We start from the raw sequence: 12,017 nt of genomic DNA on the forward strand, positions 1-12,017 counted from the left end.
ACTAAGATAAGCGCTTTGTTGATTTAGATAAATAATTCTTAATTAAAATAACTCTTGATCAAGATGGGTCGTAATGAGTACTAAATACTGAGCGTTTTTTCGCCGCGAGCAATACCAATGACGCCCGAGCGCACCACTTCCATAATGCGTTCACGGCCAATCACATCAATAAAGCCGTCAAGCTTTTCTTTGTCACCAACGATTTGAATGGTATATAAACTGGCATTGACGTCAACAATTTGTGCACGAAAAATATCGGCACTACGTTTAATCTCTTCTCGCACATTTCCCGTTGCCCGTACTTTAATGAGCATCAGCTCGCGTTCAACGTGTACGGTGTCTGATAAATTGAGCACTTTAACCACTTCAATCAATTTATGCAATTGTTTGGTGATTTGTTCAATTCTTTCAGGCGAGGTAATGGTTGTTACCGTCAGACGTGAAATACTTGGATCATCAGTAGGCGCGACGTTTAGCGTTTCGATATTATAGCCGCGTTGTGAGAACAAGCCGACCAACCGCGACAACGAACCCGCTTCGTTTTCCATTAATACCGAAATCAGATGTTGTTGTTGCATTAGGTACGCTCCCCTTTTGTTAGCCACATATCACGCATGGTTTGCCCAGCGATTTGCATCGGATATACATGCTCATTACGATCGACACAAACGTCAATAAATACCAGTCTGTCTTTTATAGCCATGGCTTCAGCCAACTGTGCTTCCATGGTTGCAGGATCAGTAATCTTGATACCAACGTGACCATAGCTCTCAGCCAATTTCACAAAGTCTGGCAGTGAGTTCATATAAGATTGGGCATGGCGACCTTCATACAACATGTCTTGCCACTGTTTTACCATACCCAACTGTGCATTATTAATGTTTAGGATTTTGACTGGTAAGTTGTACTGTAGACAGGTTGATAGCTCTTGGATATTCATTTGAATAGAGCCTTCACCAGTAATACAGACCACATCGCGCTCAGGGCATGCAAGTTTCGCCGCCATGGCATATGGCAGGCCAACACCCATCGTGCCAAGACCACCTGAGTTCAACCATTGACGAGGCTCATTGTACGTATAGTAAAGAGCCGCAAACATTTGATGTTGACCGACATCGCTTGTGATAATGGCTTGGCCATCCGTCACTTTACATAAGGCTTGTACGACACTTTGCGGCTTAATACCATTATCTGTGTTGGTGTCATAACGCAAACCATGACGCTTACGCCACTCATTGATTTGCGACCACCAGTCTAATAAAGCATGTTGCTCAAGTTCTTTATCGTCACCAATAATGTCTAACATATCGGTCAAGACAGATTTTACATCGCCGACGATTGGGATATGCGCCATAATCGTTTTAGAAATCGAAGCAGGATCAATATCAATATGAATAATCGTCGCATTCGGACAGAATTTTTTGACGTTATTGGTCACACGGTCATCAAAACGCGCACCGACTGCCAAAATAACATCGGCATGATGCATGGTCATATTGGCCTCATAAGTGCCGTGCATGCCGAGCATACCTAAGAACTGACGATCGGAACCTGGGAATGTGCCCAAACCCATTAGCGTATTGGTCACAGGTAAATTTAGGCGATGGGCAAGACCAGTCAGCTCTTCATGAGCCTTACTCCAAATAACCCCGCCACCAGCATAAATAATAGGGCGCTGGGCTGCTAATAAGGTCTCAACTGCTTTCTTAATTTGACCAGTATGACCTTTTACCGACGGCTGATAAGAGCGTATAAATACTTCTTCTGGATACTCGTAAGCAAATTTTTCGCTGGGTGCCGTCATGTCTTTTGGAACATCTATTACGACAGGACCTGGGCGTCCAGATTGGGCGATATAAAAAGCTTTTTTAACAATCATTGGGATTTCGCTGGCATGGCGTACTTGAAAGCTATGCTTAACGATAGGACGCGACACACCGACCATGTCTGTTTCTTGGAAAGCATCTTCACCAATTAGGCTGCTTGGTACCTGACCTGCAATAACAACCATCGGCACTGAGTCCATATAGGCTGTGGCAATGGCTGTCACCGTGTTGGTAGCACCAGGACCTGACGTTGCCAATACGACACCAGTGTTGCCAGTCACTCGCGAATAGGCATCTGCCATATGACCAGCAGCTTGCTCATGGCGTACTAAGATGTGCTCAATATTGTCTTGTTGAAACAAGGCATCATAGATATGAAGAACGGCACCGCCTGGATAGCCAAAAATGTATTTAACACCTTCATCGGTCAGGGATTGCACCAACATCTCAGCGCCAGACATCATTACAGGCTGCTGACTATTTTCGGCAAGGCGTTGTTGCTTTTCTTCAAAATTTTTGGCGGCATTACCCGTTTGGGTATGTCCAGTCATATTTGGACTTTGCGTGGTTTGCGTCACTGTCGTCACCTTTTTTTGTGGCAAAAATTGCATTTTTTTATAAAAGAAAATAACCACGTTTGCACATTGTTATTTCTCTTGTAAAAATAAATGCGAATCCTTGTCCATACCAAGAATGTGTGCCCGCTACATTTGGTTCATGCCGCTTTATAAAACAGCATGCCACTCAAACACAGCAATATATTTTGGGTCAGCGTTGTGACAGAAGGTTATCGGTATACAGTGACAAGATAGATGCAGGCGCATCTACAAAAGAAGCTTATTATTAATAATGAATATCAGCAAGCACTTGTATAGATTGATTTATACAGATGCATTGATATAGATAAAACGACTTTCATAGCCGATACTACTCATGATATCAGGAGATATCACCATAGACTCATTAAGAAAATCTAATACCTAAACATATTGCCATATTTAATACAATCGCTAGAATCGCATTTAGCGCTTTCAAATAATAAGTTTATCTTAGTCATTGTAGACAGATAAGTCCGGAGACAATATACAAAGTGATCAATAGTAGTGAATAGAACTACGACCTTTTTTGTATCATTGTCACAAAGAAAATAGAACCACATAAGTTACCGATAAGTAACGCATGATTCTTATTTTCGAGTGCCACGGCAATGTTATAAAAGCCGTTCACTGACCAATCAACTCCTATTATATTCGATGGTTTGAGTGCTATTGTCAAGAAAAAATTCTAAAACCCATACCTAACTATTGGTTATTAAATAATATGCATTCATAATAATTATTTGTTAAAATAAAACGCTCGTACATTTTTAATACTAATAAAATGTTTAAATGTTATATTTACGCGTGTATACACATTTGTTTTTACCTATTAAGAGGATTGCCACCATGGCATATGCATCTAAAATCAATACCGCCGTCAAACTGCTTATCAGCACTGCGTGTATGCTAATGCTGTCGATGAATGCCAGCCAGGCTATTCAAGTTTATAAATCTATTGGTGCGCACGGCGAAGTCAAATACAGCCAACATGCACCGCAAAACGGTAAGAACATTGAGGTGATTGAATTTCGTAGTGATGGCAGACAGAACAATGCAGGACAGTTGGCCGGTAAAACGGATGCCAATCAAGATGTCAACGCCCAAAGTGCAGAAGAACAGCGAGTTGCACAGTTAGAGGCGCGTATTAAAGAACAAGAAGCGCAAGCCAATGCTCAACGTTGTCAGTCATTACGCAATAATTTGACCAACTTAAATGTCGGTGGGCGTATCTATGAGATGGATGCGAGTGGCAAACGTCAATATCTAGATGGCCGTGAAATTGAGCTTAAGCGTGAGCGTGTGCAGCAAGCAATCAACCAGTATTGTGCCAATCCTACTACCTAGTATTAGGGCATGTCTTCATTTTAAAAATGGTGATAAAAATAAGATAAATTGTAGTCAAACAAGGAAAATAGCGTAAATAATATCGAGATATTAACCAGCTATTTGACGCAGTTTGGCAAAATTTAGACATTTTTAGCCCATTTAGATGACCATCGATTGAATTGAAGACATGCCCTAATATTAGTGTTAATTATAGGCATCAACGCCCAACTGCATAACATGACGAATGGCTGCTGGCATATCCTGAGCCTGTAGCCCTCGCTGTCCAATCAATAGCGCGTTATTGTCACTGTCAGCACGCCTCATTTGGTTAACAAGCGTATCTCCTGCTAAACCATGTATCATGACGGCTTGATGTAAGCTGCGTATATCTGACGTTAGATCTTGCTGCGCTAACAAGCCCGCAATGACCCCAGACAGTACATCACCCATGCCAGCCGTTGCCATACCAGCATTACCCACGCCGCAAACATAAATTTGCGCGCCCTTTGACTGCTGCTCTAACACCAAAGAACCAGCCCCCTTTAGCACCCAATCACCGCCATAAGTCGCAGCGCACTGTTTGATTGTTGCCAACCTATCGCTTTCTACCTCGCTTATATTTTTATCAAGCAATGTGGCAGCTTCTCCACTGTGCGGTGTCAAACGAACTGGATAGTCAATGCTGTAGTCTCGCAGTTGAGTGATAAGTTCATGATTGGCCTTACTCAATGAAGCCAAATGGTATAGACCGTCAGCGTCAATCACTAATGGCTTTTTTTCTGCAATAGCGGCATTAATGTAGCTGATAAATAACGCCTTCGCCTTTTCATCACGGCCCAATCCCATACCAATAGCAATGACACTGGCTTCTTTGATTAAAACCTCTACTCCATCTGTGTCATGCAGATTGAGAGTCATTGCGTCTGGCAATGAGGTCAATAAAGCCCCGTGAAATCTCTCATGACAGGCGACTGTGATTTTCCCCGCTCCTGTTGCCATTGTACTAGCCGCAGACAGTATTGCAGCGCCGCCCATACCTTGTGACTGATCAACACGATTACCACCAATGACCAATACATGACCATAGCTGCCTTTATAGCTGTTTTGACGACGTGCAGTTAATCGATGTGCCGCCTTTAGTAACATGGCAACTGGTACGTTTGCTTGATTGACGTCTTGACCATCGTTTTTATCAGACGCTGCTTGGTCAAGAACCTTTTGAAAAGGTATCAAGGGTATATCAATTATTTCTCCGCTGTAATCCACACCATCTTTGGTATGTAGACCGAATTTTCGCGCAATCAAACATAGCGTGATATCCGCCTGTATCGCTACACGGTCAAACACCTCACCAGTAGTAGCCACCAACCCACTCGGAATATCGACGGCAATTGCCAAGGCGTTATTTTGTCGTACTGCATCATTGAACCTGTGGATTGCCTGCTTATACACCCCTTCAGGTGCACGATCAAATCCAATGCCAAATAGGGCATCGATATAGACATCAGCAGATAAAGCTATGCCTAATGAGTCATTTGGGCGGCTGTTGCTGTCTTCAAAGCGCTGATAATCACAGTGAGCAGACAAGGCTACTTGTAGAGCTTTAGTCGCATCCGTTATTGAACATGCCGTATTAGAAATTTCCGCTGTATGATTTATATCAAAATCTTGCTTTTCAAAACCAACGGTTATGACGGTTACTTGCCAGCCAGCTTGACGCAGATAATAAGCAATAAGCCAACCATCACCGCCATTATTGCCCTTTCCTACCCAAATACTGGCTTCGCGCTGGCGTGTGTCAGAACGATACATGCTAGTGCTCATTGATAATTGCGTATTTAGATATTTTTGCTCGTAAAGCTGTTCGATATGTTGCGACATTTGCCAAGCGGCTTGTTGCATCAATCCAAAACTGTCATGACCTTCTGCAAACCATGCCTGTTCCATAGCGTATACTTGCTTGCTGCTATATAGCGCTATGGGTGCTGTAGTTTTTGTGTACAGTAAATTGGATTGGGCTTGCATAATCGTTCCTTAGCTATTTTTACTATCATCAGTTCAGTATAAAAACGAGTCAGCGGGACTGGCATAAATTTTTCGCCGCCTCTGTCTGCGCAGGCACAGCAAGCCAGAGAAATTTATGCCAGTTCAGCGTTGGAATATAATGTATTTTTTTTATTTAGAATCGACTATATAGTATTTTATATTGCGTTAATTTTTTACTTATATTAGCTTAGCAAAAGCTTACTTTGACTTATGTATCAATATGAATACGAGTTTATTTGCTTTTATGCTTGCGCTCTTCGCTCACAGGCTTATCATAACGGTATTCACCTCAATACCTACTGCCAAACATGAATAATGACTCTCAACCAGACTTGCCAATTTTATCAACCAAGCAAACATCAGCCAAGCAGCTATCGTCTACCCCTAACGATGCGTCGACAAAAAAAATTGCCGTCACTCATACTCATACGCAGGCCTTTGCAACTGCGGCAGATGTCAATCAATGGATTAAAACTCAGGCACAGGCGCTAGGATTTGCTGACTGCGGTTTCTTATCCGTTCACCACCCTCTATTTACTCAGCAGATTGTACATTTGCAGCAATGGCTAGATAAAGGCTATGAAGGTCAGTTGCAGTTTATGCACAATAACCATCATCTGCGCGCTCATCCTGAACAGTTGGTAGAGGGTGCAAAGACCATCATTAGCGTGCGTATGGATTATCTCACGCAATCCCCGACACCGCGCACTGTCAGTGATAATGACCACCCCAATCAAGGCATCATTGCCCGTTATGCCAGAGGGCGCGATTACCATAAGACCATGCGTAGTCGTCTAAAGCAGTTGGCACTAACCATCGAAACCATGCTGCCTGAATGGCGACACCTCAACATTGGCTCAGAAAAGGATTTTATTTTTAGACCCTTCAGTGATTCTGCGCCTATTTTTGAACGTCCCATTGCAGAGGCAGCTGGCCTTGGCTGGACAGGAAAGCACACGTTATTAATCAATAAGCAAGCTGGCTCATTCTTTGTACTTGGTGAGCTATTTATAAGCCTTGAGTTGCCTGACGATACACCAGTAAAAGAACACTGTGGCAGTTGCAGCGCTTGTATCGATATTTGTCCTACCCAAGCCATTGTAGCGCCTTATGAGCTAAATGCTTCTGCTTGTATCTCGTACCTGACTATTGAACATGATGGTATCATTGATCCTAAATACCGACATGCGATTGGCAACCGAGTCTTTGGTTGTGATGATTGTCAGCTTATCTGTCCATGGAACCGTTACGCCAATCTCACGCCGGTAGAAGATTTTGCACCACGGCACAATCTTGATAACAGCAGTTTGCTTGAGTTATGGCAATGGCCAGAAGCAGAATTTATGAAAAAAACCGAAGGCAGTCCACTTCGACGCACAGGTTATGTCAATTTTTTGCGCAATATTGCCATAGGACTTGGCAATACGAATGGCAGCCAAGAAACGATAGCACAACTACAATCAAAAATGGGTGTACATAATGAGATGCTCGATGAACATATCACTTGGGCGATAGCTGAACAGCGCGATAAATTAAAGACGGTTAAACCGTAGATTTCTACCGATCTGAACTAAAATCTAAACCAAAAAAATGCCTCTTATTAAGAGGCATTTTTTATTGGCCTATATTGCTAAAGATTCATATATTTTTAAGAATCTAAAATCAATATTAAGGCTTAGGAATGCGTAGCACTTGACCTGGGTATATTTTATCAGGCTCAGATAGCATTGGCTTATTGGCTTCAAAAATTTTCATATAGTCATTTGATGAACCATAAACATCTTGCGCAATTTTAGACAAACTGTCGCCCGACTTCACGGTATACATAGTAGACTCAGGTGCATCTTCTTCGATATCGATATTGTCGATTACTTTGGCTACATTTTGTACATTACCAATAGCAATGATCGCTTTTTCGCGGTCTGCTTGGGTTTTGGCTTTACCACTAATTTCCGCGGTATCAGTTGAACCATTATATTTGATTTTTAGATCGCCGATATTAAGATTTTGCTGCTGAATGCGGCGCAGTAATATATTAGCAACTGATTGAGCCGAAGGCTCACTGCTTTGTACTGGCGTATTGGCGTCTGCTTTCGTTTCCACTTTGGCATCATGTTTGGCGTCATCACGATTGAAAATCTTATCACCAATATCCTTTGCAAAACTGAACATACCCATATAATTATTCCTTAAAATATTATTATTTATTGTTCATCGCTTTTTTGTGATGATATAGATACTTAACTATATAGATAATTATCTATTGTCACTTCGCTACTTTTACCGTTTCCAGTATAGACAAAGGAAAATGACATGAATAGTAAGAGTATGTTGAGTAATGTTGATTTGGCGTAGCTTATGTTAATGTATGGTCATAAAAAAACCGCCTATCTATTCAGATAAGCGGTCGTGCAAAACTCGTTGAGCCAGTAGCTAATTATAGCTGCGCTTGTACATAGTCAATTGCTTTTTGAACTGTCGTTAATTCTGCTGAATCTTCATCAGGAATGGTAATGCCAAAATCACTTTCAAACGACATAACCAATTCAACTAGGTCTAACGAATCAGCGCCTAAGTCTTCCATAAATGAAGCATCATTACTGATATCTTCAACGTTCATACCCAATTGCTCAGCTACTGCAGCTTTAACTCTTAGCTCGGTATCATTACTCATGTAGATTTCTCCTTTTTGATCTATTATTTTGACAGATTACCATAGCCCTATAAGTAGGCGCTATAGCATTGTATATAAAATGGGATTTTCAGACTAGCATGGCTGTCTAAGTGCTTTATAACAAGTTATACGTTTTGACCAATATCTGGTAGAGCCTCGCTATAATACAGGGCTTTGGCATAAAAGTAACCGCCATTATAGCATCCTTTATTATAGTTTACACTCGTTCACACAGTTTTTTATTATAACTGTGTAACGCTCGTTTGTTATCTACATGTACATGCCACCATTGACAGGAATAACGGCTCCTGTGATATAGCTGGCCTCATCACTGGCCAAGAAATGCACTGCTGCCGCGATATCTTCTGGTTGACCAAGACGACTGATTGGTACGGCATCTAACATAGAATTTAATAGACGCTCATCAAGCTCATCAGTCATATCTGTCTCGATTAAACCTGGAGCGACGCAATTGATCGTCACTTGTCGTGAGCCAATTTCACGCGCGAGCGTACGGCTAAAGCCTTCTACACCAGCTTTGGTCGCAGCATAGTTAGACTGACCAGCATTGCCCATTTGAGCGACAACAGAGGTTATATTAATAATGCGACCGCGGCGTGCTTTCATCATACCGCGTACAGCACGTTTACTCATGCGATAAACTGAGGTCAAATTGGTGTCCATGACATTTTCCCAATCTTCATCTTTCATACGCATCAGCAGTCCATCTTGGGTAATACCAGCATTATTGACCAATACTTGTACCGCACCATAAACGCTTTCAATCTCTTCAAACAGTTTATCAATTTGGGCAGTATCACGCACATCTAAAACACGACCAATACCACCAGTATCATGAAGATAATCATTAATAAGCTCAGCGCCTTTTTCAGTGGTCGCTGTGCCGATGACGAAATGCCCTTCTTTAGCAAAGCGTTTGGCGACTGCTTTGCCAATACCGCGGCTAGCGCCAGTAACTAATGTAATCGTACGGCTCATAATAATACCTCCAATAATTTCTCTAGACGGGCAGGTTTGTCAGTAGGATAGCTGGTAATTGGCTGTGCTTGACGCTTCGCTAAATTACTTAGTACGTTGCCACTGCCACATTCGATTAATAGGTTAATTTGCTTGTCAGCCAGCTCCTGCATGGTTTTTGACCACAATACAGGCTCACTTAGTTGCTCAGTTAATGCTTGCTTAATGCCTACCGCGCTGGTCTCGACGCGTGCATAACGATTTTGAATAACAGGAATGGTTGCTTGATCAAACTTGATGCCTGCTAATATCTCAGCCAAAGCATTACTTGCAGGTTGCATCAGTGCACAATGAGAGGGCACACTCACTTTTAGAGGCACAGATTTTTTGCCAGTATTTTTTACTTTATCGATCACCGCATTAACGCCGGCCGCATTACCCGATATGACCACTTGGCCTGGGCTATTAAAGTTGGCAGCACCAACAATAGCACCATCAACATGTTCAGTCGCTTGCTCGCACAGATTTTCCACTCTATTATCTTCAAGACCCAGCACTGCAGCCATCGCGGTATCGACGCCGACGACCGCCTCTTGCATCAACTGGCCACGCTTATGCACTAGATTTACTGCATCACCAAGCGATATAACATTGGCAGCACACAGAGCACTGTACTCGCCTAGCGAGTGGCCCGCTAAATAACATGGCTTTTCTTTTATTTTTTGTTGTAAGACACGCCAAATTGCAATGCTAGCTGTTAATAGTGCCGGCTGAGTGTATTGGGTTTGGTTGAGCTTTTCTTCATCTTGACAGATTGCCCATAAATCCTCACCAAGCGCATCACTCGCTTCGGTAAAAGTATCACGTATCTCTGGATAAATTTCAGCAAGCTCACTCGTCATCGCGACTGCTTGAGAGCCTTGTCCAGGAAAAATGACTGCGATACGAACGGGTTGCTTTTTTACCATATCGGGTACAGAAGCCATAACCAATATTCCTTAGTTGATTACAAATATCCCTAAAAATACTGAGGGTATTATATTATAAGATGTCATACAAACGGCTACTTCAACGATAGTCATTTCAAAGAATAGACATTTTTAAAATAGCGTTCTTTTGCGAAGTACAAATTGTCAGTCAACTATACACTGACCCACTCTATTATCATAGCGGATGCAAACCGAACAACAGTAGCAAAGCGCCATTCAAGTTAAAAATATTCATTATATCAGCGTACTTTTCAAGTACTAACCATAAAACTTAGTGAGACAACGAGTTAAATCTCAAATAACAAAAAGCCAAGTTATCCAGCTACATAATATATGATAGCGAAATAACTTGGCTTTTTTTAGCTCAAAACTGATTGCCTAACAACAGCCAGACAAAGATAACAACAGTCACCAGTACTATCATTACTTCGCCCAAGCTATCATGCAGCCAATGTCTTAGGCGTCTTGACTGACTTTGAATAACTGACGACCACGGTAGAAACCATCTTTAGTCATGTGGTGACGGCGATGTTTTTCACCAGTCGTTGCATCTACGCTTAGCTCAGCAATTTCCATACGATGGTGTGAACGGCGCATGTCACGACGAGAACGGCTTTTACGACTTTTTTGAACAGCCATGATATAGCTCCTATACTTAAAAGGGATAAGCTTGAAATTCAGCTTTAGTCGATACTGACAGAGGCTATATAATCACAACAACCTAAGTCTTAAGCATCATTAGTTAAATAGATTGTCGCTCACATAAAGCGCTGACTTCATCTAGAATTTATAAAAAATTTAATCAGTCAGCTTCTATCAGCAAGCAACAGGTTGCTCGAATGCAATAAACCGGATATTATACGCATGTTTATTCAATTAATAAAGCCCTGCCTTTCACTCTTCTGTACAAAGCTGTTAAAAGACACTCAAATACCTTAAAGAGATCACTTTTATAGCTTGCCTTTTAGTGAAGCCAAAGCAGCAAATGGATTCTCACTTTCTTCTTCTTCTGGTATTTCACCAAACTGCTCAACCGACATTTCACAATCATCATGTTTTGGTGCCATTGGCGTTTTGAGCAATATCTCATCTTCTACCAGTTTCTTGAATGGCAATAAGCGCTCTGGTGATTGTTCAATAACGACTTCATCGAGCAATAAATAATCTTGCTCGTCATTAACTGAGCGCACTTGGCTGTCATTCTCAAGTAGCGCAACATTATAATCATCCGACAAGTCTATGGCGACTGGTTGTAGACAACGTTGGCAAGTTAACCAAACTTCACCTGTCAGTGTAAATGCTAAATGTAAAACGTTATTACGGCGATACAAATGAGCATCTAGCTGTGTTTTTGACTGCTCATGCTCAGTATTTAGGGTAGCAGCAAGACGATCAAAAGAGTTTGGATCCACCTCTCCTGACCATTCAAAACCCGCATCCGCCCACTTATCTAAAGAAATATGTTCAGGCATGCTGCTAGATACAGGCGCTTTTTTATTATCGACTTGAAGTGCTGACGGTTTAGTTTCTGGAGTGCTTGACATGCGCGACCTCATTCATAAAAACGATGTATAATATT

At 41.8% G+C, this 12,017-nt stretch carries 11 protein-coding genes; 2 read left to right on the forward strand and 9 right to left on the reverse strand.

Annotated features, from left to right (window positions below; genetic code table 11):
* Nucleotides 1-80: 80 nt before the first annotated feature.
* Entirely contained in the window at nucleotides 81-578 is a 498-nt protein-coding gene (ilvN, locus tag JMY02_RS06795; RefSeq protein ID WP_201596545.1) for an acetolactate synthase small subunit, read from the reverse strand.
* Nucleotides 578-2,290 carry an acetolactate synthase 3 large subunit gene (locus JMY02_RS06800; protein WP_201596711.1) on the reverse strand — a complete coding sequence of 571 codons (1,713 nt, stop codon included), beginning with the start codon at nucleotides 2,288-2,290 and terminating at the stop codon, nucleotides 578-580. Before JMY02_RS06800 ends, ilvN begins: the two co-directional genes overlap by 1 nt.
* Nucleotides 2,291-3,271: 981 nt before the next feature.
* Here JMY02_RS06800 and JMY02_RS06805 point away from each other — a divergent pair.
* Nucleotides 3,272-3,769 carry a DUF4124 domain-containing protein gene (locus tag JMY02_RS06805; RefSeq protein WP_201596547.1) on the forward strand — a complete coding sequence of 166 codons (498 nt, stop codon included), beginning with the start codon at nucleotides 3,272-3,274 and terminating at the stop codon, nucleotides 3,767-3,769.
* A 186-nt stretch (nucleotides 3,770-3,955) separates the two neighbouring features.
* On the opposite strand, the gene JMY02_RS06810 is transcribed toward JMY02_RS06805, so the two are convergent.
* Nucleotides 3,956-5,776 (reverse strand): NAD(P)H-hydrate dehydratase, encoded by a 1,821-nt coding sequence (locus JMY02_RS06810; RefSeq protein WP_201596549.1) that lies wholly within the window; start codon nucleotides 5,774-5,776, stop codon nucleotides 3,956-3,958.
* Nucleotides 5,777-6,105: 329 nt separating this feature from the next.
* On the opposite strand from JMY02_RS06810, the gene queG reads away from it, so the two are divergent.
* Nucleotides 6,106-7,350 (forward strand): tRNA epoxyqueuosine(34) reductase QueG, encoded by a 1,245-nt coding sequence (gene queG, locus JMY02_RS06815; RefSeq protein ID WP_201596551.1) that lies wholly within the window; start codon nucleotides 6,106-6,108, stop codon nucleotides 7,348-7,350.
* 115 nt (nucleotides 7,351-7,465) lie between these two features.
* Here queG and lysM read toward each other — a convergent pair whose 3' ends face one another.
* The 6 genes from lysM to JMY02_RS06845 form a co-directional block, all read right to left on the reverse strand.
* Nucleotides 7,466-7,975, reverse strand: a complete 510-nt coding sequence (gene lysM, locus JMY02_RS06820) for a peptidoglycan-binding protein LysM (protein ID WP_201596553.1) — start codon at nucleotides 7,973-7,975, stop codon at nucleotides 7,466-7,468.
* 259 nt (nucleotides 7,976-8,234) lie between these two features.
* Nucleotides 8,235-8,471 (reverse strand): acyl carrier protein, encoded by a 237-nt coding sequence (gene acpP / locus JMY02_RS06825; RefSeq protein WP_021813394.1) that lies wholly within the window; start codon nucleotides 8,469-8,471, stop codon nucleotides 8,235-8,237.
* A gap of 270 nt (nucleotides 8,472-8,741) precedes the next feature.
* Nucleotides 8,742-9,476, reverse strand: coding sequence for a 3-oxoacyl-ACP reductase FabG (gene fabG / locus JMY02_RS06830; RefSeq protein ID WP_265087960.1), 735 nt, complete (start codon nucleotides 9,474-9,476; stop codon nucleotides 8,742-8,744).
* Complete coding sequence (gene fabD, locus JMY02_RS06835) at nucleotides 9,467-10,435, reverse strand: ACP S-malonyltransferase (RefSeq protein ID WP_201596557.1); 969 nt, start codon at nucleotides 10,433-10,435, stop codon at nucleotides 9,467-9,469. The genes fabG and fabD overlap by 10 nt, the downstream gene beginning before the upstream one ends.
* Before the next feature lie 459 nt (nucleotides 10,436-10,894).
* Nucleotides 10,895-11,077: a 50S ribosomal protein L32 gene (rpmF, locus tag JMY02_RS06840; protein WP_057758809.1), complete on the reverse strand. Its 183-nt coding sequence runs from the start codon at nucleotides 11,075-11,077 to the stop codon at nucleotides 10,895-10,897.
* 311 nt (nucleotides 11,078-11,388) lie between these two features.
* Nucleotides 11,389-11,982: a YceD family protein gene (locus JMY02_RS06845; protein ID WP_201596559.1), complete on the reverse strand. Its 594-nt coding sequence runs from the start codon at nucleotides 11,980-11,982 to the stop codon at nucleotides 11,389-11,391.
* Between the last annotated feature and the right edge of the window lie 35 nt (nucleotides 11,983-12,017).

Source organism: Psychrobacter vallis (genome assembly GCF_904846715.1).
GTDB lineage: Bacteria > Pseudomonadota > Gammaproteobacteria > Pseudomonadales > Moraxellaceae > Psychrobacter > Psychrobacter vallis.